This is a genomic window from Blautia sp. MB18-30 (genome assembly GCF_023669475.1).
Classification (GTDB): Bacteria; Bacillota; Clostridia; order Lachnospirales; family Lachnospiraceae; genus Blautia_A; species Blautia_A fusiformis.
The window spans coordinates 26,314-51,171 of record NZ_JAMOYY010000007.1; the positions used below are offsets into that span (position 1 = coordinate 26,314).

Sequence of the window (24,858 nt, forward strand, 5' to 3'; positions counted from 1 at the left end):
ATTCTTTCGTTTTTTTATACTTCTTCAACAGTATAAGGCTTTTATCCTCATTAATCAACCCCATCTGCCCGGTTTTCCCCGGATGGAGTTTCCGTAACTGTCCTCTCGATCCCAAGATAGGGAAGTACATTTTCAAAAATACTGCGTACCACCGGTGCGGCAATAATCCCACCATAATACATACCCTGAGGTACATAGATGATACAAAGAGCCAGGACCTTCGGATCCTCTGCCGGGGCAAACCCCAGGAATGAAGAAATATATCTGCCGGAGCCTCTGGGCAGTGTCTGAGAGGTAGCTGTTTTTCCCCCAATGGAAAACCCCTGGATCCCGGCATTTTTTCCGGAGCCTTCTGAAACTACAGTTTCCAGGATTGTACGTACTGTACGGGAAGTCTCACCGGACACGATCCCTCTTTCCACCGGATATTCCAGTGTCCGCACCTTTGTTCCGTCCGCACTTTCCACGCTGATCCCAAAATGAGGTGTGATCCGGTTTCCGCCATTGATGATCCCACTGACGGTTGTTGCAAGCTGGATCGGTGTGATCTGAAACGACTGGCCAAAGGATACCGTGGCAAGCTCCACCTCTCCCATATTTTTGGGGTTATGCATGATCGTTCCTGCCTCTCCCGGAAGATCTATCCCTGTTTTTTTCAAAAGTCCGAACTGTTTAAAATATTTGTAATAACGGTCTGCTCCAAGCCGCAGGCCCACCTCAATAAATACCGGGTTGCAGGAGTTCTGGGCACCTTCTACAAAACTCTGCGCACCATGTCCTGTTCTCTTTGCACAGTGGATCCGCCGGTCCTCCACCACCTTATAGCCCGGACAGAAAAAGCGATCCTCTGTTGACACCACTCCTTCCTCCAGCCCTGCTGCCATAGTGATGATCTTAAAAGTCGAGCCAGGTTCATAGGTATCATTCAGGCAGGGGTTTCTCCACATCCGGTTCAGAAGATCCTGCTTCTTTTCTCCCTCTGCTGCTGTTTCTTCTGTATTCAGAGTAAACGGATCGTTCAGATCAAATTCAGGCACATTGACACAGGCATAGATTTCTCCGTTCTGAGGGTTCATAAGCAGTATGGAAACTCTCTCCGCCTGTTTTTCTTCCATGACTTTACCTGCTGCCTGCTGCACATATTCCTGGATATTAACATCCAGACTGGTACGCAGAGTATTTCCTGGCACCGGTTCCTTCCTCCGTTCTCCGGTTCCGTCGATCTCCACACCACGTGCATCCGTAACTGTGAGGATCTTTCCAGGCTCTCCTTTCAGGATCTCATCGTATTTCACTTCAAGACCAATGATCCCCTGATTATCACCTCCGGTAAATCCCAGTACTTTTGAAGCGAGAGATCCATAAGGATAATATCTCCGATAATCCTCATCTATCTTCACTCCCTCAAGGTCATATTCCCGGATCCTGTCTCCAATGCTTTTTTCCACGTTTGTCTGTATTCTTTCAATAGAAGAAATTTTTTCAACTTTTTTTCGGATTTCCTCTTCTTTTACAGACAATGCTCCGGACAGTACACGGATCACTTTTTCAGGATCTTTGATCTGGCTGTGTATCACCGATACTGTGCAGACTGTCCGGTTATCTGCCAGAATATTTCCCCTGATGTCCAGGATCTTTCCCCTGGCCGCTTTTATGTCACGTTCCCGCTCATGAAGATCCTCCGCCTTTTTTGAATAATATTCTGCCCGGACGTTCATAAGATACCAGAGTCTTCCCACAAGTCCCAGAAGAAGCATTATGCAGATCAGAAAAACCACCCATATTTTTTTCCTGTGATAAACCATGGTCCGGATCATAAAAAAATCCCTCTCAGAGGTCGTCACTGTAATATATGACGTTCCTCTGAGAGGGTATTCTTTTTATCTATTCCAGACCGGCCTCCTCGTTGGTAAGACCCTCGCTCTGCATATCGTTATTATCTTCGGTATCACTGTCCTCCGACTCATCTTCCGGCGGACTTGGTACATTCTCATCGGAAATTGCCTCCTTCTGCCCGTCCGCGCCGGTTCCTGTTGCAGAATCGCTGATTCCCTTAAAAAGTTCCCACAGCTCTGTAGTCGGAACTTCTCCATCCTCTGCCTCATCCGGCTGTACATTCAGATACGGAAGTGCTTCGGAAAGGATTCCCTGTGCAATGTACTGTGCGTACGTACTGCTTGCCTGATCATCTACCTTCGGCTCATCCACAACTACATAGATCACAAGCGCCGGATCATCTACCGGTGCAAATCCGATAAAAGATACCAGATACTTACCATTGCCTCGCGGAAGCTTCTCGGCAGTACCGGTTTTACCACCGGAGCTGTAGCCCTGCACCTTGGAGGTACGGCTGGTACCATGGTCTACGCTGGCAGCCATGTAAGAGCGGATATCTGCAGATATCTTCTCGGAAATCGTCTGCTTCATCAGTGTCGGAGAGATCGTTTTTACGATTCCGCCGCTGCTGTCCTTGATCTTCGTCACCAGATGAGGCTGATAGTAGTATCCTCCATTGATCACAGAACACATTGCATTGATCTCCTGTATCATGGTCAATGTATAGCCCTGTCCGAAAGCAGAGCATGCAAGCTCCGTTTCTCCCATGGTATCGCTGGTATGGATCACACCGCTTCCCTCATTGGGAAGATCGATACCGGTTCTTGTTCCGAAATTGAAAACGCTCTGTGTCTTAAGAAAATTATCTTTTCCCATCTTTGCTGCGATCTGCATCATACCATCGTTACAGGAATTGGCAATGACATCGGAAAGAGCTTCTGTCCCGTGAGCATCCGGCCATACCGCACATTTGATAAAAGTAGTCGCACCTTCCGCTCCAAAAGACTGTCCGCCGTCACAGACAAAATTATCGCTCTCGGAAATCGCTCCCATTTCAAGTGCGGAGCCCATAACGATAGGCTTTACAACCGATCCCGGCTCGTAGGCATCTGTCACGCAGAAATTACTCCACATTCCGTTCAGCGCTTCCACGGTTTCCTCATCGTTCATGGCAGCGATCTCACTCTGGGAATACACATTTGAAAGATCTCTCGGGTTATTCAGGTCATAACGGTCACCGCCGTCCATTGCCAGGATCTCTCCTGTTTTCGGATCCTCGATGATCACGCCTACATTTTTGGCTCCCATCTTTTCTTCAAAGGTATTTACGTATTTTTCCACGATCTGCTGAAGTCCCAGATCCAGCGAGGTCTCAATGCTTTTGCCATCCGTCGGTTCGATGATCGTCTGTTCTACGTCGGAATTGTTGTTGATGTATCCGTACTGTCTTCCATCCACGCCGGTAAGTGTCGCATTGTAATATCCTTCCAGTCCGGCATCCGCCACATCTCTGGAAAGTGTAAATCCAACGGTATCACAGGCAGTCTCATTAAACGGATAAGATCTGAGATAATCTTCCTCAAACCATACACCTGTGATCCTGGAACGTTCTTTCAGCTGCGTGGCAGTCAGTTCACTGTCGTCTCCCGGATCTTCGTATTTTTCGAAGGCTTTTTTGTCGTCCATGGAGATCTGTTTCTTTACGATCTGATACTGACTTTTTTTTGTACTGCTGTCGGTGAGAAGCTTCCGCATCTCATCTTCATCCAATCCCAGGACTTCCACAAGAGCCTTTATGGTAGGCTCCACGGAATCCTGATCCTTATTGACCTCCAGACAGTCAAGGACCACATTATAGACCTTGTTGCTGGTTGCCAGGATATTCCCGTTCCGGTCATAGATATCGCCTCTTTTTGCCGGAAGTGTCTGATTTTCATATTTCTGCTGAGCCTGACTCAGCACCTGCTTTCGATATTTGCTTCCGCTGGTGGCATTGATATAGGTAATTCTTGCCACCAAACCGACTAAAGCCAGCAACACTAAGGAAAATAGTACTGCCAGCTTTTTCTTCATACTGTAATTTATTTTTTTTACCGGCCTGCGCCTTCTTGTACTCAATCGATCACCTGCTTAAAAACTGTACTTCTGTTACTTGTGTGTGTCCACATCCTGATACTGTCTCACATAACTGTTTCCTTCCGTGGTATAGGTCTGTATCTGATCCTCCGAAGGATATTTCATTCCAAGCTCGCCGATAGCTTTTTTCTTGATCTCGCTGATATCCACTGCAGAAGTGACCTGACTGTAATATGCATCGTTATCTTCTTTCAGCTGTGCAAGCTCAGATTCCAGATTTGCAACATTTTTCATACTCGCCGTGATTTCGGATTTTACCTGAAGATAATTGATACAGGTAAAAAGTACCGCGATGGAAACTGCCGTAAGAAACAGAACGAACCCCTTGTTCATGGCCATTGCCTTTTCCCGGTTCCGCTGTGCCTGTCTGCTTACCACCTGTTTTGCCGGTGTCACAGGTACTGCGGATTTCTGTTTTCTTTTCTGAGCCAGCCGTCGCCTTTCCTGTATCTCGGGCAGATCAGTCCTCTGAGGAACTTCCTGCAGCCGTTTTACCGCATTTCCCTGAACATACATTTCTCTGCTGTTCCTGACGGTATTTCGATTTCTTCTGGCTGTAGTCCCTCTTCCTGTCTTCGCCATTTGCCTACCTTCCATCTCTCAACTACATTTTCCGTTCAAAAATACGAAGCTTCGCACTTTTGGACCTCGGATTCTCTTCCATTTCCTCTTTTCCCGGTAAGATCGGTTTCCTTGTGATCACCTTACCCTTGGATTTCTTTCCGCATACGCAGACCGGAAAATCCGGCGGGCAGGTACAAGGATTTTCATTTTTTCGGAAAATGGTCTTAACGATCCTGTCTTCCAGAGAATGGAATGTAATGATACAGATCCTTCCTCCGTCATCCAGGAGATCGATCATGCCGTCCAGGGAATCCCGAAGCACGTCAAGCTCCCGGTTGAGCTCAATACGTATTGCCTGAAAAGTCCTCTTGGCTGGATGTCCTCCTGTAGCCTGTATTTTCATGGGGATCGCACCCCGTATGATCTCTGTCAGTTCTCCGGTTGTCCGGATCGGTGCCTGCTCTCTGGCAGCCACAATGTGTTTCGCTATATTTTTGGCAAATTTATCTTCGCCGTAATCGCGGATAATCCGATACAGCTCCCGTTCCTCATAACCGTTGACTATATCACCGGCTGTACGGCTCTGTCTTCTGTCCATTCGCATGTCCAGAGGAGAATCGTACCGATAGGAAAAACCTCTCTCTTCATTATCCAGCTGATAAGATGACACTCCCAAATCCAGCAGGATCCCGTCCACCTTCTCAATGCCACGGGATCTCAGCTCATCTGCCATGTAACAATAATTGCTGCGAATGATTGTCACCTGATTAAAGGCTGACAGCCGTTCACTCGCAGCAATTATCGCATCCTGGTCTTGATCTATGCCAATAAATCTCCCCTTGGCAGAAAGTTTCTTACACACCTCTGTGGCGTGTCCCGCTCCTCCTAAAGTGCCATCCACATAGATTCCATCCGGCTTTACCCTTAAGCCGTCAATGGTCTCATTGAGTAATACAGATTTATGCTTAAATTCCATATCCGTCTCCTGTGGGATTTCTACCTGCGTTATGCTCAAATGACGATTCCTATGTTCTGCATGCTTTCCGCAATGCTGTCCATATCATCATAATTGCAGTTCTCGCTCCACTTCTCTTTGCTCCAAACCTCGATCCGGTTCAGATTACCCGTAAGCACCACATCCTTATCCAGACCAGCGAACTGGCGCAGCGTCTGCGGCACCAGGATTCTTCCCTGCTTATCCAGCTGACATGTTGTAGCTCCGGCTACAAAGAAACGTGAAAAGGTTCTTGCGTCTTTATTTGTAAGTGGTAATGCTCGGAGTTTCTCTTCAAAAGCAACCCATTCATCCATCGGATAAATAGAAAGGCAACCATCCAACCCTCTTGTCAGTACGAACTCTTCCCCTAAGAGTTCCCTGAACCTGGAAGGGATGATCAGACGCCCCTTCGCGTCGATCGTATGATTATACTCGCCCATGAACATGAAACCCACCTACTCTCGTGAAACACGATTCTCCCCTTCGTGCTTCCAGGGTGCAAATGGTGTGTTCTGCCACTCATCCCCATTCGCTACCACTATTCACCACTTTCTACCACTTATGTAATCATTCTAAACTATTTACCATGAAAAAACAAGTGCATATCCAAGTTTTTTTTCATTTCATGAAATATCCACAGGTTTTTTTTCAACCTGTTTATTTTCTGTGCATTATTATGAAATGAAAAAGCTTCCGGACAGTCGCCGGAAGCTTTTTTCTGACTTTATGTTCTGTTATTTTATGACATTTTAAAGGCCTTTGAACGCAAAGGAAAATTTCATCTTTCCATTGGTATCCAGAAGGTATTCCGGATGGGTGCGGGCACCCCAGCTGTCATCTCCACCAACACCCATCTGCGCCTTTGCGGCACGGACAACGGTATAATGGATTGCCGGAAGCTCATAGGGATGCATGGCATTTTCCATTTCATGAGGAGTATATGGAAGTGCCGAGAACATCATCGGGCCGTTTTCTTTATCCATCTCAAAGAGCATTCCTCTACCCTTTCTGTCTGTGATCTTTGCCCAGCGTACTTCCTCTTTGTTTCCGCATTCCTGCGGCACAAGATAGCGTGCCATATTGTCTGTCACGAGATTCTCATAAATGCCGAGCTTTGCACCATGCTTCCGGTCTGCATAAGTCTCTGCCGGTCCCAGGCCGTACCACTGAACATGATCATAATCCGCATTGAATTTAAAGAGTACTCCGAACTCCGGCATATCGCCCAGCTCTTTTACAGGATCATAGGTCAGCGTTGTCTTTACTCTTCCATCTCCGGTTACCTCATAGGCAAGACGGCATTCACTGGCAGGCGTAGTTGGCAGGATGTAGGTAAAAGCAACCTCCACGCTGTTTTCGTGAACCGTTGTCTCCGGAGCATTGGCCGGACCATACATGCCTTTTCGGTAATCCTTATGACTTGCGTACATGCTGGCGATCTTCCACTGTGCATAGCGCATCTGCATCAGACTTCCGCAATCATTATCTGTAGGTGCTCTCCAGAAGTTGGGCTTCGGAATCGCTTCGATCATTTCTCTTCCTGCATATTTATACGAAACCAGACCACCATTGAGAACGGAGAACAGCACTTCGAAATTTTCCCCACGGACACCGATGTTATGAAGGCTTCTCACAAGCTCCACGCCACACGCAGGAGCTTTCGGTGATCCTTCCACCTGATAAACATACTGGCCGAAAGCAACCTCATGTCCTGCCTCTGCCCAAAGTGTTTTTTCTCTGAGAAGGAAGGCTACGGTTACCGTATATTCGCCCGGACGCTGCTGTTTTCCAAATGGAAGTCTGTAGGTCTGTTGGCTTAAAGGCTCCACCGCTGTATCCAGTGTCTCTGTGCGGAGAACATGACCGTTCTTTGTAAGAGTCACTTCACATCGGAATGTGTCCGTATTTACAAAAAGATTTTTATTGATGATCTTAACAGAATCCTCACTTACCTGCGCAGTGATATTCTGGTAGTTGAATTTTACCTCCTGCATCTTTGGTGAAGCATCTCTGTCTCCGCCGTATGCGATACCGTTTCCACTGAAATTATAATCTGTAGGACGTTCACCGAAGTCTCCGCCGTATGCCTGGAATTCTTTACCGTAACGGTCTTTTTTGTAAATAGACTGATCAATGTAATCCCAGATAAAGCCACCCTGATATTTCGGTTCTGTATCTGTAAGATCTGTATATTTATGCATTGCACCGCAGGAATTTCCCATTGCATGGGTATACTCACAGCAAATAAACGGCTTGCTGTCATCCTTTGCAAGGAACTCCCGGATTGCTTTTACGGAAGGATACATCTGGCTTTCCATGTCACTGGTGGCATTGTAGCTGCGGTCATGGAAAACCCCCTCATAATGTACCAGTCTTGTAGGATCATTCTTGTGGTAGAACTCAGACATCTCAAAGATATCTTTTCCACCAAAGGATTCATTTCCACAGGACCAGATCAGGATCGCCGGGTGGTTCTTGTCACGCTGATACATGGAATTTACACGGTCCAGCATCATGCCCAGCCATTCCGGTTTGTTGTGCGGAACGATATCCGTGTGATCTCCGGTAAATTCTGCTATATCCCAGGTTCCGTGAGATTCCAGATTGTTTTCTGCGATCATGTAAATACCATATTCATCACAGAGACGGTAGATCGGAGATGCATCCGGATAATGACAGGTACGGATCGCATTGATGTTGTTCTGTTTCATGGTCACGATGTCTTTGAGCAGTTCCTCCCGGGACACATGTCTTCCTGTGACAGAGCTGAACTCATGGCGGTTCACACCCTTGAATACGATACGTTTTCCGTTAAGGGTCATGATACCATCCTTCATTTCAAAACGGCGGAAACCGACTTTCTCCGGGATAATCTCCTGGAGCTTTCCGCTTTCATCACTGATCTCCAGCTCCAGATCATAGAGATTCGGCTCTTCTGCACTCCAGAGAAGGGGATCCTGAATCTCCCAGGTACAGGTATCCTCTCCGTTCAGAGATCTTTCCTCCTGCAAAAGGATCTCTCCCTTTCTGGAAAGTGTAAGCTTCATTTTTCCTTTTCCCCAGGTACTGGTCACGATCTCAAGCTCGGCTTTTTTGAGAGTTTCATCCGGAATGGCACGGATCCTGAGATCATATACATGGACATCCGGTACCGTAAACAGATAAACATCTCTGTAAATTCCGGAAAAACGGTAAAAATCCTGATCCTCGCACCAGCTGCTGGCTGTCCATTTAAACACCTGTGCCGCCAGCTTGTTCTCGCCGTCCTTCAGATATTCCGTAAGCTCGAATTCTGACGGAGTAAAAGAATCTTCACTGTATCCCACAAATTTTCCATTGAGCCACAGAGCCAGTCCGCTCTCTGCTCCCTGGAATGAAACAAATACTCTTTTTCCTTTCATGCTCTCCGGCACATGGAAATATTTCACATAACTTGCCACCGGGTTAAAACGTTCCGGGATCTGTCCCGGATGAAGTTCTTCATGGCCTTCCCACGGATACTGGACATTGGCATACTGCGGTGCATCATATCCTTCCATCTGGATATGTGCCGGCACATAAATATCCTCCCAGTCCTTGCAGGAATATGCTTCTTCCTCAAAGCCGGTAATGGCAGATGCATAATTCCGTGCATAATGGAACTTCCAGAGACCATTCAGGCTGTGACGGAAAGAAGTTTTCCCATCTTCTCTCTCTTCTTCACAGCGATAATATGTATGATCTGAGTGGGCGTCCATTCTTCCGTCGCTGAAATACCGGGGATCTTTTAACAGAGAATGATCAAATTTTTTCATTTTTTCCTCCTGCCCGGCAGATTCTGTTTTTCTGCCGGATCCTTCGTTTTTTATGCTATGATCATTATAGTATAATCCACCGGATTATGGTATAATATGTTTCGCCAAAATATATAACATTTAGAAACAGGTGAATATCATGTCGATCTATTTCAGAAACACTCCGGTCAGTGCTCCCTTCATGTTTGAGTCTCTTGGGAACCACTGGAATCAGGTTAATATCTTCCGTCCGGACGGATATCCGTATTATCATTACCTCCAGACTGAAAAGGGTACCGGACGCATTGAAGTCCGTGGAAAATTTTATACTCTCGGAGCCAACGAGGGCATCCTCATCGCCCCCGGTGTCCCTCATTCCTATCACAGGGAGTCTACTTCCTGGACCACGATGTTTGCCACCTTCACAGGAACATTGGCAGGCAGCATTCCTTCCATGACAGACAACCAGGAAGTGATCCTTATCGAAAAGGAACAAGGAGCCAGTATCCGGAAAATGATTTCTTCTACCTTGCGTAAATATCATCAGCCCACACCGGATATGAAATCTCTTTCTTCCGACTGCTATAATTTTCTTATGAATTTTACAGACTGTGCAGCTTCTCCGAAGATACAGGATAATCCTCTCTACCAGAGATATGTGATTCCGGTAATAAAAGAAATCGAAACCGGTTATCAGCAGGATATCACTGCAGCGCAGCTGAGCCGGAGCGTTTTTGTCTCTCCGCAGTATCTTTCCCGTCTGTTCCGCCGTTTTATGGGCTGCTCGGTTTACGAGTACGTTACCATGTACCGCATCAGCCGCGCACGTGAGCTTCTGCTTTCCAGACCGGATATGAAGATCCAGGATGTTGCCGGCGCTTCCGGATTTTCCGATGCCAGCCACTTTATCGCCATGTTCCGTAAAGTCACAGGCACAACTCCTCTGGATTTCCGAAAGATGTACTGATATATTCCTACTGCACAGCACAAAAACTGCCCTGCCGGAAACGTCGTAGAAGACGTTTTCCTGCAGGGCAGTTTTCTGCTGCTCTTATCAGCCAAATGCCGGTATCCTATATTCTGATCCATCAGACAAAAGCATCTGTATCCTATATCTGTTTGCTCTCAGTTTCCGTAATATAATTCCAGAATACGGTCAACTCTTTGGCTGGCCTCCAGATTCTTCAGAAGATCGCTCCTGCTCCTGATCTGGCTGTCCAGCTTCTTCCGTTCCTCCTGCAGTTGCCGCAAAAGTGACGCTTTCCGAAGAGCTTCCTCTTTCTTCTGTATCTCGTTCTGATCCATTTTTTTCTCCCTGTACAGTCTCTGTTTCCAGATTCTCTGCTACATTTTCCCGTTGCTGTTCCGCTTCTTTCTCTGCCTGCTGATCTTTCTCGATCCTTCTCATCCGTACTTTTGCCCGCTTTCTGGACATCACGCGTTTCACTGCAACTACCACGGTGCAAAGAACAAAAAGTATTACCGAGATTACCAGTGAAACATCCACGCCGGTTCCCGGAAACAGTATTTTATCTGTGCGGAACCACTGGATCACTGCTCTTCCAAGACCATAGCCTGCCAGATATCTCAGAAAGATCTCTCCCTGAAATACTTTTTTGCGAAGCAGCATCATAAGCACCAAAAGCACAAGCAGACACCAGAGACTTTCATAGAAAAACAAGGGCTGTACCAAAATCCAGGTACCACCGTCCACGGTTTGAAGCTTTTCACGCATAGCCGTGGTGACCTCTCCTGCCCGTACCGCAGTCAACGGCAGCTGCATGGAAAAAATGTTGTCTGCATATTCCCCGAAAGATTCTCTGTTAAAAAAGCTCCCCCACTTTCCTATTATCTGCCCGATCAGAAGTCCCATGCAGGCAAGATCTGCCATCTGCCAGAAGGATTTCTTTCGGATCCTGCAGTAGACCGCACCACCCAGCACACCGCCCAGAAGTCCGCCATAAAACATAAGTCCTCCGGACCGTATATTCAGAAGCTGTCCCGGATCATTTTTATAAAGGCTCCAGGAAAAAGCCGCATAAAGCAGCCTTGCCCCTGCCACACCGGAAAGCAGCGTTATGATGGCCAGATCCAGATATGCATCCGGATCTTCATGATTTCTTCTGGCTTCCAGTACCACAAAAAAGATTCCCAGAAGCATTCCTATCGCGATCAGGACGCCATAGATCGTGATCTCAAAGCCAAAAATCTCAAAGGATCTCGGCACATGATCCAAAACCAGATTTAATCCGGGAAACCGAATTGACATATCCATAAAATCACCTGTTATAATTTTTCAGCTTACAGCCGGTATTTCACAGACGTTGGTGATCACACGTTAAATCTGAATAAGATCACATCTCCGTCCTGTACAACGTACTCTTTTCCTTCCATACGTACAAGGCCCTTCTCTCTGGCACCTGCATAGGAACCGCAATCCAGAAGATCCTGATAATTCACAACCTCTGCTTTGATAAATCCACGTTCAAAGTCTGTGTGGATCTTACCTGCTGCCTGCGGTGCCTTGGTTCCGATCTTGATAGTCCATGCTCTTGTCTCATCCTCTCCTGCTGTCAGGAAACTCATAAGTCCAAGAAGGTGATAGCTTGCGCGCACCAGCTTCTCCAGGCCGGATTCTGTCAGTCCCAGATCCTCAAGGAACATCTTTCTCTCATCCTCATCCAGCTCGGAGATCTCCTCCTCGATCTGCGCACAGATCACAAATACCTCGCTGTTCTGTTTGGCAGCGTATTCACGTACTACCTGTACATACTGATTGTTCGCCCCATCATCTGCGATATCATCCTCTGCAACGTTAGCCGCATAGATCACCGGTTTTGCAGTAAGAAGATTATAGGTTGCAAGCCATGCATCCTCATCTTCGTTCTCTGTTTCCAGAGTAATGGCAAGCTGTCCCTCTTCCAGATGCGCCTTTACTTTTTCAAGGAATGCAAGCTCTTTGGCAGCTTCCTTATCCATACGTGCAGTCTTGGTAACCTTGGCAATTCTTCTCTCGAGGATCTCAAGATCAGAGAAAACAAGCTCCAGATTAATAGTCTCGATATCGCGGAGCGGATCAATGCTTCCATCTACATGAACAACATTGGAATCCTCAAAGCAGCGTACCACGTGAACGATAGCATCTACCTCACGGATATTTGCAAGGAACTGGTTTCCAAGTCCCTCTCCCTTAGATGCGCCTTTTACAAGACCTGCAATATCGACGAATTCGATCACTGCCGGTGTTACTTTTTTTGATTTATAAAAATCTCCGAGAAGATTCAGTCTCTCATCCGGAACGGTTACAACCCCCACATTGGGGTCGATAGTACAGAACGGATAGTTTGCGGATTCTGCTCCGGCTTTTGTCAGTGAATTGAATAATGTACTTTTTCCTACGTTAGGAAGTCCTACGATACCTAATTTCATCTCTCTATATACATCCTTTCGATATATTTATTTACAGTATTTTTCAGATACTCTTTAAACAGGCCTTTCCGTTTTTCAGGCCATTCCTGTCCCATATTACCATACACAGCCTGAAATCGCAACTGTGAGGCATTTGTTGTTACTGTCAGTCCCTGGACATGATCATCAGAAGCTGCCCGCTTTCATACAGGATCTCTGCGGTTTCTTCCGAAATCTCATTGCTGACGGTCAGGCCACTGTCTTCTACTGTCAGATGATATCCGTTCAGCGGATACTTAAATCCCCTCAGAGTGAGGCCTGTCACATCACCTCCCACAGTAAAGAATGAAACATATTTTCCAAACTGCTCCTCTCTGTGCAGTATAGTTCCGCTTTCTGCAAGTGTGATATAATTCCACTGATCTGCGATCGCAATACGAACGCCCTGTTCCTTACCCATAGAAAGCAGTCCCAGATTCGCCAGCACATGATCCAGCCTTGTGCCGGTAGCTCCCAGGATCAGGATATCCTTTGCACCCTTGCGGATCATCTGGTTTACCGCAGACTGTGTATCCGAATCATCCTTCTCCGGCTTCAGCCTGATGATCTCCGGTCCCTTCAGGCTTTCCATATATTTTTGGCCTTCTTCGGAAAGACTGTCAAAATCCCCAATTGCAAGATCCGGAATAAATTCCCGGTTTTTCATAAACCATTCCATCCCCTTATCTGCAGCAACAAGAGTGATTTTCTCTCCTCGGCTTTCTTCTATTCTTTTTTTTAAAAAATCGAGGGCAAAACCATTCTGGATATTGCCCCCGCTGATTATTATTGTATCGATCATTTTCAGTCCAGCTCTTTTTTGATATTGTGGATTTTTTCTGTAATGTGTCTTACATTGGCTGCCACATCGCCCTTAAATACCCAGGAACCTGCGACCATGAGGTTTGCACCGGCACGCATAACCGTCTCCAGTGTATCATCATTGATACCACCATCTACCTGGATATCAACATCCAGCTCTTCTTCATCAATAAGCTCACGAAGCTCCTGGATCTTCTCCGTGCATTCGTCCATGTATTTCTGTCCGCCAAATCCTGGCTGAACAGTCATTATCAGCACCATATCCACATCTTCAAGAAGATGGCTGATGTCATTTACCGGTGTGGATGGCTTGATCGAAACTGCCGCCTTTACCCCTGCTGCCCTGATCTGCTCCAGTGTACGCTCCAGATCCTCACATGCCTCCGCATGTACAGTAATGGAATCTGCTCCGCATTCTACAAAATCGCGGATATATCTTTCCGGTTCTGTTACCATCAAATGTACGTCGAAAAACATGTTGGATTCTTTCCGGATCGATTTGATCACCGGCATTCCAAAAGAAATGCTGGGAACAAAATCTCCATCCATAACATCAATATGCAGATATTCAACGCCTTCCTTTTCCAGAATTTTGATCTGTTCTCCCAGTCTGTTAAAATCTGCTGATAAGATCGATGGGCACAATCGGTATTCCATGACTCAGTATCTCCTTTTCTCTTTTAATTCCTGGTGCAGCTCCAGATAATCTTCATATCGGAGTCTGCTGATCTCATTGTTCTCAAGGGCTTCCTTAACAGCGCAGCCCGGTTCATGTATGTGACGGCACCCCTGAAAGCGGCACTGTCCTTCATATCTTCGGAACTCCGGAAAGTAATCCTTCAGTTCCTGCTCCTCCATATTTTCAATATATAAGGAGGAAAATCCCGGCGTATCCACAAGGAATGTATCCTGTGCCACCGGTATGATCTGTGCATGGCGCGTGGTATGTTTTCCCCGTTTCAGCTTACGGCTGATCTCACCGGTTTCCATCTCCACTTCTTCCTGAAGGGAATTTGTAAGAGAAGATTTTCCCACGCCGGATGGGCCGGCTACCACAGTTGTCCTGCCCTGAAGCACTTCTTCGATCTCGTCGAGTCCTTCTCCCTTCAGGGCACTTGACAGGATCACCTGATAGCCGCAGCTCTGGTATGTTTCATAGAGAAATTCCAGTTCTTCCGTTGTTGCCAGATCTTTTTTGTTAAAACAGATGACTACCGGAACACCTTCCCTCTCCATCATAATGAGGAAACGATCCAGAAGCATGAAGTTCGGCTTCGGATTATCCATGGCAAAGATCACCAGTGCCTGATCTACATTGGCCACAGCCGGACGGATCAGAGAATTCTTACGCTTGTGGATCTCCGTCACACTTCCCTCCAGTTCCTTTTCATCCAGAACTGCAATCTCCACATTGTCACCTACCAGAGGCTTGAATTTATCCTTACGGAAAATTCCCTTGGCTCTGCATTCATATGTATTACCGTCTTCTGCATATACGTAGTAGAATCCGGCAATACCTTTGATTATCTTTCCCTGCATGATCACTCAGCTTTCTTGAATGTAACCGTGTAGGTTCCAAGCTGCTGATAATCCCCGTCTACCTCTTCATAGAGATAGATGGTTCCTGAGGTAACGCCCTCAGCACCTGAGATATCAAGCTGATACGGGAAGCTGATATTCTGTCCATCAATGATGGTGGATGCCTTAGGCTCACCGTTTACGTCCTGGATCAGTTCCAGACGGATCGCGCCTCCATTGTAGCCGGACGGGGTATCCAGTGTCTGTGTACATTTCCAGCCTGTGTTTGCATTGACATCTGCTGTAGATGTAGTTGTGGATACTGTGCTGTCCGCAGATGCTGTGCTGTCTGTAGATGCTGTACTGTCTGTAGATGCTGTACTATCTGCAGATGCTGCGCTGTCTGTGGATGGAGCCTTGTCACCGGAGCTGATGGTAATGCTGATCGGCTGATCCGGGTCTGCTGCCGCATAGGCTTCCGGATCCTGTGCGATAACTGTACCTGCAGCTTCTGTACTCTGCTGTTCTGTTATCTGGATATCAATAAATTTACCTAAAGTAGTAAGCGCATCATCCTTGGTCATTCCTACAACACTCGGAACCTCAGCATTATCGCCATAATCAACCCCTCGGCTGACTGTCAGTGTCACAGAAGAGCCTGCCTGCACAGAAGTACCTGCTGCCGGCTCGACATTGTAAACATATCCCGGATCTACCAGTGCATATCCGTTGTCATCTGTGTCGCTGTATTCTTTCTGGACATTTACCTGAAGTCCAAGATCTTCCAGAGTCTGCTGTGCATCGATTCCTGTGCGTCCATCCAGATCCGGGATCGTAACCTGTGCTGTTCCGGTGCTTACCCAGTATTTCACAGTTGTATTGGCTTCAACCTGTGTTCCCGCAGCTGTCTCCTGACGGGAGATCCTGCCTTTTTCCTGATCGGATGCCTCCTCACCGGCCATCTGGACACCCAGATGTGCATCGTTTGCAAGTGTTTTAGCCTCTTCCTCTGTCTTGCCTACAAGATCAGGAACGGTTGCCAGACCGTCAGCTGCTGATTCCTGCTTTGCTTCTGCCTTGCTGCTGTCTGCAGCTCCGCTGCTGCCGGTTCCAAACAGTCCTGCGGCACGTCCAAGCACTACCACAAGAACGATCAGAAGGACTGCACCTCCGATCAGTGCCGCAATCGTCAGGCCTCTTCCGGAACCATGATGCTTCTTTTTCTTTCCGGATCTATGCTCGGATCTCGGTCTGTATTCTTCCTCTGCATCATCGTAATCGTTATCGTCGTATTTTTCTTCCTCAAGTGCGGTGATCTCCGGTTTTGTGATCTGCTTCGGTGTATGTTTGATCTCACCAAGCTCTTCTTCTGAGATCACAACCGTCTTGGCATCGTTGTCAACTGTAGTAAGCCTTACAAAATCACCCTGGGGATCGATCAGAGAATGCTTCAGGTCTGCGATCACATCCTCCATACGGCTGTAACGACGATCTACACTTTTCTGTGTACATTTCAGAATGATCTGCTCCAGACTGTACGGAAGGTCCGGTGTATAAACACTTGGCGGGACCATCTCTTCCTGCAGATGCTTGATAGCGATCGCCACAGTGGTATCTCCGTCAAAAGGAACTCTTCCTGTGACCATCTCATACAGTGTGATTCCAAGAGAATAGATATCGCTCTTCTCATCGCTGTATCCGCCTCTCACCTGCTCAGGTGAACTGTAATGTACAGATCCCATTACATTGGAGCTGATCGTATTGGAAGATGCAGCTCTGGCAATTCCAAAGTCTGTCACCTTTACTTTACCATCTGTGGAAATAATGATATTCTGAGGTTTCACATCTCTGTGAACGATACCATGGCTGTGTGCCGCCTCCAGACCCATAGAAACCTGGATTGCGATACTTGTAGCCTCTTTAATGGAAAGCTTTCCCTTCTTGGAGATGTATTCCTTCAGAGTGATACCCTCGATCAGTTCCATAACAATGTAATAAACACCGCCGTCATCTCCTACGTCAAATACATTGACGATATTCGGATGTGTAAGACCAGCTGCCGCCTGGGCCTCACTTCTGAATTTCTTTATAAACGTGGTGTCTTCCCGAAACTCCGGTTTCAGGACCTTCACGGCAACAAAACGGTTCAGCTTATGGTCCATAGCCTTATAGACATCTGCCATTCCGCCAGTTCCGATTTTTCCTACGATCTCATAGCGCTCGGCTATGATCATTCCCGTCTTCAACATGCTTCCACCTCATTCGTGAATGGCTCTACCAGTACGACTGCAATATTATCCTTACCACCATTCTGATTTGCTTCCCGAAGGAGCGCACTGCCCTTCTGATCAATATCTGCTTCCGGATCGGATATGATCTCCTGGATCTTCTCATCTTCAACCATATTGCTGAGACCGTCTGAACACATCAGGATCGTACATCCTTTTTCAAGTTTCAGATCAAAGAAATCCACATCCACCGTTTTCTCCGCGCCAAGTGCCCTTGTAATGATGTTCTTATCTGGATGATTCCGTGCTTCCGCTTCGCTGATCTCGCCCATTCTCACCATTTCCTGTACCAGGGAATGATCTCTGGTGACCTGGCGGATTCCGTCCTGGATCACATATAAACGGCTGTCACCCACATTGGCTACATAGGCATACTGATCTACAATAGTCGCCACCACCATAGTGGTTCCCATGCCCCGGAGGTTTTCGTCTTCCTGCGCACGGTTTCTGATCTCCGTGTTCGCAGCTTCGATCGCATGACGAATAACCTTCACAGGATTGTAATCCGCATCTTCACGGATTTCATCCACAAGGATCCGTACTGCATGTGAGGATGCATAGTCACCGGCGTTATGTCCGCCCATTCCGTCCGCGACTGTGAAAAGATTAGGCAGATTTCCAACCGGACCTTCAGATGCAAACACGTAATCCTGATTCATCTTCCGCTTCTGCCCTACATCAGTAGCTGAGTATATCCTCATGTCACTTCTCGCTTTCTGTTTTTTCCATGTAACTTTTTCTTAGCTGTCCACAGGCACCGTCGATATCGCTGCCCATTTCCCTTCTAATAGTAACATTAATTCCGTATTTTTCAAGTTTTATTTTGAAATTCTCCACAGCCTGTCGAGTAGACCTCACATAGGAGCGTTCCTTGATGGGATTGACCGGAATCAGATTTACATGGCAATTGATGCCTTTTATACGGCCTGCCAGCTGTCTCGCATCTTCTTCACTGTCGTTGACGCCAGCTACAAGACTGTACTCAAAGGTGATCCTTCGGCCTGTTTTGTCAAAATAATTTCTGCAGGCATCCAGAACCTCATCCATGGAATACTTATTCGCGATCGGCATCAGTTCCTGTCGTTTTTCATCATTTGGAGCATGAAGGGAAAGTGCCAGAGTGATCTGAAGCTTTTCTTCAGCCAGATCATACATCTTCGGCACGATCCCACAGGTAGAAACCGTCACATTTCTCTGACTGATCCCAAGACCGTTTTCGTCGGTAAGGATCCGGACAAAACGGACAAGATTGTCATAATTATCCATCGGCTCACCGGTTCCCATCACAACTACATTGGCCACACGTTCGCCGGTATCTGCCTGGATACGGTAAATCTGATCCAGCATCTCGGACGGTTTCAGGCATCTGGTCAGTCCTCCGATGGTAGATGCACAGAATCTGCATCCCATACGGCAGCCCACCTGAGAAGAAATGCACACAGAATTTCCGTGGTGATACCGCATGAGAACACTCTCGATCACATTTCCATCTTCCAGCTGGAACAGATATTTTCTGGTTCCGTCAATTTTTGAGATCCTTACATCTGCCTGGGTCAGTGCTGTGATCGGATAAGCCGAAAGCTTTTCCCTGAGGCTTTTGGAAAGATTTGTCATTTCATCCCAGGAGGTAACCAGCTGCTGGTGGAGCCATGCATAGATCTGTTTCGCCCGGAAAGGCTTTTCACCGATCTTTGTCATGAATTCCTTCAATTCCTCCATGGTCATGGATTTTACATCTGTCATTTTCTGTTATTTCCTTCTGAATCTGGCAATAAAGAATCCATCTGTCTTATGTATTCCCGGCAGAAGCTGCAGATAGCCAAGCTTCGTGGATTTACAGTGCAGTTCCTCCGGAATATACGGATCCAGGCTTTCCAGCCGGTACGGATAATTCTTTAAAAACCATAATACATTTTCTTCGTTTTCTTCCCGGGCAATGGTACATGTGCTGAAGATCAGCGTTCCATCCGGTTTCACATACTTTGCAGCCTTATCCAGGATCATTCTCTGGAGCATTACGATCTCTTCCTGTTTCTGCGGAGTTGCCCGGTATTTGATTTCCGGTTTCTTGCCGATAACTCCATAACCGGAGCACGGTACATCCGCGATCACAATATCCGCAGCCTGTTCGGAATCCGGATCATATACCGTTGCATCCTGAACTCTGGCTTCCACATTGATCACTCCGGTCCTGTGGATGTTTTCTTTGATAAGATCTGCCTTATACTGACTTACATCTCTGGCATCCACATTTCCGTAATCCCCCATTTTGTCTGCCGCATGGATGCTTTTTCCACCTGGTGCAGCGCACATGTCGATGATATGGTCACCTTTTTTCGGACTTGCAGCTTCCGCTACAAGCATAGAGCTTACATCCTGCACCAGGATCTTTCCCTGAAGGAAGGTCTCAAGTGTCAAAATATGATTGTAATCGGAAATCTTCAGTGCATAGGGAAGATAAGGAGCCTGTTCTACTGTCACTCCCTGAGACTTCAAACTGGTGACGATCTCTCTCAGAGACGCCTTATGAGTACGGCACCGTACTGTGATCGGTCTTTCTGTCAGAAAATCCTCCAGGATCTTCTCCGTAGTCTTCACTCCGTAGGCTGCTTTCCATTTTTCTACCAGATATTCCGGCATGGAATATTTCACAGAAAGATAACGGACTTCGTTTTCTTCCCTGGAAGGAAGCTCCAGATCACCGATCTCTCTTGCGATCGTACGGAGCACCCCGTTGACAAAGGGCTTTAGATTATAAAAGCCTTTTCGCTGTGCCAGCTTTACCGCTTCATTGCATACTGCACTGTCCGGAACACTGTCCATAAATTTCAGCTGATATACCGCACTTCTCAGGATCTCACGGATCTGCGGTTTCATCTTGTTTACAGAAACCTTGGAAAAAGAATCGATGACATAATCAATATAGATCCTGTATTCCAGGGTTCCCTCACATACTCTTGTAATAAAGCTACGTTCCTGTTTCGGAAGAAACTGATATTTGGAAAGCGCATTCCGGATCGCAATATGGCTGTGCTCACCCTCCTCCTCGATCTGTAACAGGATCTCAAGGATCAGTTCTCTGGTATTTACTCCGCTGCTAATCACGATCTCTACCTCCTGCAAGGATAATCAGTCTCAGAAGCTGCAGAATAGATGCCGCCAGAGCTGCTACATAGGTAAGCGCTGCCGCTGTAAGTACTTTTCTTGCACCCTTTTTTTCATCTGCACCTAAGATACCTGTACTTTCCAGCATTTTAAGCGCTCTGGAAGACGCATTGATCTCAACCGGAAGTGTCACCAGCTGAAACAGTACTGCCAGTGAAAACAAAACAATTCCCAGAGTTACCAGCGGATCAATGGAAAAGATCAGTCCTGCGATAAACAACGGCCACGAAAGCTGGGAACCAATATTTGCGGCAGGTACAATGGCTGAACGGATATTCAGTGGTGCATAATTGATCGCATCCTGGATCGCATGGCCACATTCATGTGCTGCCACCCCCACAGCCGCCAGAGAATTTCTTCCATAAATATCTTCTGAAAGGGAAACCGTTTTCGTTCTCGGATCATAGTGATCCGTAAGACTTCCGCGGATCGGAACCACCTGTACGTCTGTGATCCCAGCCGCTCTCAGGATCCTCTGTGCAGCTTCCGCACCGGTGATACCTGAATGACTCCGGACCTTTTTATAGACTGCAAAGGTACTGCGCAGCTTCGCGGATGCCGCAAGAGAAAGAAGCATTCCGATCACGAGCAAAAGAATCGTGGGGTCCATTCCCCATCCGTAATAACCATATCCGTACATAACTCATCACTCCCTGGAATCTCTGAACATGTCTCCTGGTTTCAACTGATATCCCCGAAGGAACGCATCCGCTTCCATGCGTTTTTTGCCTTCCAGCTGCACTTCATGGAGCACGAGTACCTTCTGGCCGCATGCTACCTGGATTCCTCCTTTGTCAGCGGCTATCACAGTTCCCGGTGCTTCCTGTGCCTGTTTTTCCAGAACAGAGCTCTTCCAGACCTTCAATGTTTTTCCATTGATAAAGGTAAAAGCGCTTGGCCATGGATCAAGGCCTCTTACCAGACGCTCCAGTTCTTCCGCATTTTTGCTGAAATCCAGAAGCCCCATTTTTTTGGAGATCATGGCAGCATATGGTGTTGGACTCTCCTCCGGCTGTTTCTCGCGGGTTGCAGTTCCGTCAAAAATGGACGGTAAAGTCTGTACCAGAAGCTCTGCACCTGCCTGTGCGAGCTTATCAAACAAGCTTCCACCTGTCTCATCTTTGACAAGCGGAACCACGATCCTAGAAATCATATCACCGGTATCCAGACCGGTTCCCATCTGCATAATGGTAACACCGGATTCTTTTTCACCGTCGATCACCGCCTGCTGGATCGGTGCAGCTCCACGATATTTAGGAAGCAGAGACGCATGGATATTGATACATCCGAATCTCGGCATATCCAGGATGCTCTTTGGAATGATCTGCCCGAATGCCGCAACAATGATGATGTCCGGTGCAAGATTTTTCAGTTCTTCCACAAATTCAGGATCTCTTACCTTCACCGGCTGCAGTACCGGGATCCCGTGTTTCAGTGCTTCTTCTTTTACAGGAGTAGGCATCATAGTTTTGCCTCTGCCCTTCGGTTTGTCCGGCTGTGTGATCACAGCCTCCACTTCATATCCGTTCTCTGCCAGTGCTACAAGAGGCGCCACCGCAAAGTCCGGAGTTCCCATATAAATAATCTTCATAGTATCCCGCCTTTAGTCTTCTTCATCATAAGTTACCTTGTGAAGTTCTCCCTCCACAAGTTCTGTATACATTTTTCCATCCAGATGGTCAATCTCATGACAGAATGCTCTTGCCAGAAGGCCCTCTCCCTCGTAGATCTGTTCGTTCATATTTACATCAAGTGCTTTTACCTTCACATAGTTCGGACGTGTTACCTGTCCTGCCATTCCCGGAACGCTCAGGCATCCCTCGTCACCGGTCTGCTCGCCGCTTGTCTCAAGGATCTCCGGATTGATCAGCACGATCGGGCCCTCACCTACATCGATGACAACGATACGTTTCAGGATTCCTACCTGTGGTGCAGCGAGGCCAACACCCATTGCATCATACATGGTATCCAGCATATCTGTGATCAGTTCCCCGATCCTCGGTGTCATTTTGTCTACTGTCCGGGATTTTTTTGTCAGTACAGAATCCCCCTGTACACGGATTGTTCTAAGTGCCATTTTTCTTCTCCTTTAATTCATATCAAATTGAATGTATATTTTCCGGAATCCGGAATTTATCTCTATATATTTCTCCAGCTTCTCTCTGACTGCTGTGAGAAAGCAGATATCCCTGTGCTTCAGATGGATCACCTGACGATAAACATCCTTTACCTTACCTACCGATGCAGCTGCAGGTCCGATCATGTGAAGCTCTTCCTTCGGACTTACCCTGCGGATAAAAACTTCTATATAATACATGGCATTTTTCAGAAGTTCTTCATCCTGGCAGGCGCCAAAAACAGTCATCATATGGGCTGCCGGCGGATAGTCCAGAAGCATCCGATACCCCATTTCTTCTTTATAAAATTTCTTATAATCCTGAACAGCTGCAGCCTGGATACTGTAATGCTCCGGCTGATATGTCTGGATCACCGCCTGCCCCGGCCGATTCCCTCTGCCGGAACGTCCAACTGCCTGAGTCAGAAGCTGGAATGTACGCTCCCCGCAGTGATAGTCATCCATATTCAGCGAAAGATCTGCTGCGATCACTCCTACCAGAGTCACATTCGGAAAATCATGTCCCTTGACGATCATCTGGGTTCCCACCAGAATATCTGCCTCATGCTTTGCAAAAGAAGCCAGGATCTTCTCATAGCTGTCCTTGGTCCTTGTGGTATCAAAATCCATTCGAAGTACCCTAGCTTTCGGGAATTCTTTTTCAATGACCTTCTCGATCTGCTGGGTTCCTGCCTTAAATCCACCAATGTGCGGTGAACCACAGGACGGACAGATTTCCGGTTTCACAGTCTCATAGCCGCAATAATGACAGATCAGACGATTGCCATTGTGTTCACTTAGAGATACATCACAGTGGGGACATTTCATAACATGACCGCAGGCTCTGCAGGAAACAAAGCCCGCATATCCTCTCCGGTTCAGAAACAGCATGGCCTGTTCTCCTCTTTCAAGGACCTGCTCCAGATCCCTCTTCAGCTCCAGACTCAGTACCGAGCGGTTTCCTTTCTTTAATTCTTCCCGAAGATCCACGATTGATACCTGTGGAAGAGGCCTTTCCTCATAACGTGCGTTTAACTTTACCAGAAGATATTCTCCGTCACAGGCATGACTGTAGGCTTCCAATGACGGAGTGGCTGATCCCATGACCACACGGGCATGTTCCATTCGTGCCCTCTCAATGGCAGTCTCACGTGCATGGTACCTTGGCGTATTCTCACTTTTGTAGGTGGGTTCATGCTCTTCGTCGATAACGATCAGTCCCAGATCTGAAAACGGTGTGAACAGTGCGGATCTGGGTCCTACCATCACCTGGATCTCACCACGTTTTGCTCTTTTGAACTGATCATAACGTTCTCCCTGGGAAAGTCTGGAGTTCAGAACCGAAACCTTATCTCCGAACATGGCATAAAAGCGCCTGACTGTCTGATAAGTAAGCGCGATCTCAGGGATCAGCACGATCGCCTGTTTTCCCTCCTCCAGTACCTTCTGGATCAGGCGCATATAAACCTGGGTCTTTCCGCTTCCGGTCACTCCGAAAAGAAGTGCAGGCCTTGGGTCCGGCTCCTGCCATTCCCGAAAGATCTGCTCTGCCGCCAAAAGCTGTTCCTGGTTCAGACTCAGCTCCATGTTCTCCTTCACCAGGCCGAACCCATCGGGAATACGATACATTTCCTGACTTTCAATAGTTATCAGACCTTTTTTCTCAAAAAAATCAAGAACGGAAATGCCGGCTCCAAGCTCTTTGGAGGCATAGGTATAATCCAGGCTCCCGGCCTCCAGGATTGCCCGAAGGAACCGCTCACGTGCTTTAAAGCGGCTGCCTTCCAGCTTGCCAAGAAGTGCCTGCCCCTCTTCCTTTTTCCCTGTAAAAAGGATCAGTCTTTTCTCTTTTGCACGGACCTTGTCTTTTACAGGCAGAACTGTTTTCAGTGCCTGGATCATGGTGGAGCCATAGGTCTCCTTCATCCAGGCCGCAAGTGCGATCAGCCGGGATTCTGTTGTCTCACTGTCTGTGGACACTCCCCAGATCTCCTTGAGCTTTGACGCATCATATTTTGCCGTTCCGGAGATCCCGGTCACATAGCCTTTCCGAAGGGTATTTCCCTTTCCGAAGGGCACTGTGACCACAACTCCGGGTTTTATTGCCTGCACCAGCTCCTCAGGTACACGATACTGAAAATCCCGGTCCAGCTTTTCATGAGAAATGTCAATGATCACATCTGCATAGATCATCCA

General features: G+C 47.3%; 20 protein-coding genes. 1 reads left to right on the top strand and 19 read right to left on the bottom strand.

The window, feature by feature from the left end:
* Positions 1–50: 50 nt before the first annotated feature.
* The 6 genes from NCY57_RS04830 to NCY57_RS04855 form a co-directional block, all read right to left on the bottom strand.
* Complete coding sequence (locus NCY57_RS04830) at positions 51–1,817, bottom strand: peptidoglycan D,D-transpeptidase FtsI family protein (protein ID WP_173739727.1); 1,767 nt, start codon at positions 1,815–1,817, stop codon at positions 51–53.
* A gap of 67 nt (positions 1,818–1,884) precedes the next feature.
* On the bottom strand, positions 1,885–3,954 hold the full coding sequence (locus NCY57_RS04835) for a peptidoglycan D,D-transpeptidase FtsI family protein (protein WP_227588587.1): 2,070 nt from the start codon (positions 3,952–3,954) through the stop codon (positions 1,885–1,887).
* A 30-nt stretch (positions 3,955–3,984) separates the two neighbouring features.
* Positions 3,985–4,554 (bottom strand): hypothetical protein, encoded by a 570-nt coding sequence (locus tag NCY57_RS04840; RefSeq protein ID WP_015526105.1) that lies wholly within the window; start codon positions 4,552–4,554, stop codon positions 3,985–3,987.
* A 22-nt stretch (positions 4,555–4,576) separates the two neighbouring features.
* The gene (gene rsmH / locus NCY57_RS04845; protein WP_015526106.1) at positions 4,577–5,512 is read right to left on the bottom strand and encodes a 16S rRNA (cytosine(1402)-N(4))-methyltransferase RsmH; all 936 of its coding nucleotides are present in this window, start codon (positions 5,510–5,512) and stop codon (positions 4,577–4,579) included.
* A 35-nt stretch (positions 5,513–5,547) separates the two neighbouring features.
* Positions 5,548–5,979 carry a division/cell wall cluster transcriptional repressor MraZ gene (gene mraZ, locus NCY57_RS04850; protein ID WP_021651636.1) on the bottom strand — a complete coding sequence of 144 codons (432 nt, stop codon included), beginning with the start codon at positions 5,977–5,979 and terminating at the stop codon, positions 5,548–5,550.
* A 303-nt stretch (positions 5,980–6,282) separates the two neighbouring features.
* On the bottom strand, positions 6,283–9,327 hold the full coding sequence (locus tag NCY57_RS04855) for a glycoside hydrolase family 2 TIM barrel-domain containing protein (RefSeq protein ID WP_173739728.1): 3,045 nt from the start codon (positions 9,325–9,327) through the stop codon (positions 6,283–6,285).
* Positions 9,328–9,466: 139 nt separating this feature from the next.
* Between NCY57_RS04855 and NCY57_RS04860 the strand changes: the two genes are divergently transcribed.
* Positions 9,467–10,273: a helix-turn-helix domain-containing protein gene (locus NCY57_RS04860; protein ID WP_015526109.1), complete on the top strand. Its 807-nt coding sequence runs from the start codon at positions 9,467–9,469 to the stop codon at positions 10,271–10,273.
* 189 nt (positions 10,274–10,462) lie between these two features.
* On the opposite strand, the gene lgt is transcribed toward NCY57_RS04860, so the two are convergent.
* From lgt to priA, 13 genes are all read right to left on the bottom strand, one after another.
* Positions 10,463–11,581 carry a prolipoprotein diacylglyceryl transferase gene (lgt, locus tag NCY57_RS04865; RefSeq protein WP_173739729.1) on the bottom strand — a complete coding sequence of 373 codons (1,119 nt, stop codon included), beginning with the start codon at positions 11,579–11,581 and terminating at the stop codon, positions 10,463–10,465.
* A 56-nt stretch (positions 11,582–11,637) separates the two neighbouring features.
* Positions 11,638–12,735 (bottom strand): redox-regulated ATPase YchF, encoded by a 1,098-nt coding sequence (gene ychF, locus NCY57_RS04870; protein WP_173739730.1) that lies wholly within the window; start codon positions 12,733–12,735, stop codon positions 11,638–11,640.
* A gap of 145 nt (positions 12,736–12,880) precedes the next feature.
* On the bottom strand, positions 12,881–13,555 hold the full coding sequence (locus tag NCY57_RS04875) for a thiamine diphosphokinase (RefSeq protein ID WP_021651620.1): 675 nt from the start codon (positions 13,553–13,555) through the stop codon (positions 12,881–12,883).
* Positions 13,556–13,557: 2 nt separating this feature from the next.
* Positions 13,558–14,232 carry a ribulose-phosphate 3-epimerase gene (rpe, locus tag NCY57_RS04880; protein WP_015526113.1) on the bottom strand — a complete coding sequence of 225 codons (675 nt, stop codon included), beginning with the start codon at positions 14,230–14,232 and terminating at the stop codon, positions 13,558–13,560.
* 3 nt (positions 14,233–14,235) lie between these two features.
* Positions 14,236–15,114: a ribosome small subunit-dependent GTPase A gene (gene rsgA / locus NCY57_RS04885; protein WP_173733433.1), complete on the bottom strand. Its 879-nt coding sequence runs from the start codon at positions 15,112–15,114 to the stop codon at positions 14,236–14,238.
* A gap of 2 nt (positions 15,115–15,116) precedes the next feature.
* Complete coding sequence (pknB, locus tag NCY57_RS04890) at positions 15,117–17,342, bottom strand: Stk1 family PASTA domain-containing Ser/Thr kinase (RefSeq protein ID WP_173739731.1); 2,226 nt, start codon at positions 17,340–17,342, stop codon at positions 15,117–15,119.
* Entirely contained in the window at positions 17,336–18,082 is a 747-nt protein-coding gene (locus tag NCY57_RS04895; RefSeq protein WP_021651617.1) for a Stp1/IreP family PP2C-type Ser/Thr phosphatase, read from the bottom strand. The genes pknB and NCY57_RS04895 overlap by 7 nt, the downstream gene beginning before the upstream one ends.
* 1 nt (position 18,083) lies before the next feature.
* Complete coding sequence (gene rlmN, locus NCY57_RS04900) at positions 18,084–19,124, bottom strand: 23S rRNA (adenine(2503)-C(2))-methyltransferase RlmN (RefSeq protein ID WP_015526117.1); 1,041 nt, start codon at positions 19,122–19,124, stop codon at positions 18,084–18,086.
* Between the two features lie 6 nt (positions 19,125–19,130).
* Complete coding sequence (gene rsmB / locus NCY57_RS04905; RefSeq protein WP_044961572.1) at positions 19,131–20,483, bottom strand: 16S rRNA (cytosine(967)-C(5))-methyltransferase RsmB; 1,353 nt, start codon at positions 20,481–20,483, stop codon at positions 19,131–19,133.
* Positions 20,479–21,186, bottom strand: a complete 708-nt coding sequence (locus NCY57_RS04910; protein WP_015526118.1) for a zinc metallopeptidase — start codon at positions 21,184–21,186, stop codon at positions 20,479–20,481. Before NCY57_RS04910 ends, rsmB begins: the two co-directional genes overlap by 5 nt.
* A 6-nt stretch (positions 21,187–21,192) precedes the next feature.
* Positions 21,193–22,137, bottom strand: coding sequence for a methionyl-tRNA formyltransferase (fmt, locus tag NCY57_RS04915; protein WP_178687457.1), 945 nt, complete (start codon positions 22,135–22,137; stop codon positions 21,193–21,195).
* A gap of 12 nt (positions 22,138–22,149) precedes the next feature.
* Positions 22,150–22,623 (bottom strand): peptide deformylase, encoded by a 474-nt coding sequence (gene def, locus NCY57_RS04920; RefSeq protein ID WP_021651614.1) that lies wholly within the window; start codon positions 22,621–22,623, stop codon positions 22,150–22,152.
* Positions 22,624–22,635: 12 nt separating this feature from the next.
* Positions 22,636–24,855, bottom strand: a complete 2,220-nt coding sequence (gene priA / locus NCY57_RS04925) for a replication restart helicase PriA (RefSeq protein WP_250789525.1) — start codon at positions 24,853–24,855, stop codon at positions 22,636–22,638.
* Positions 24,856–24,858 lie beyond the last annotated feature (3 nt).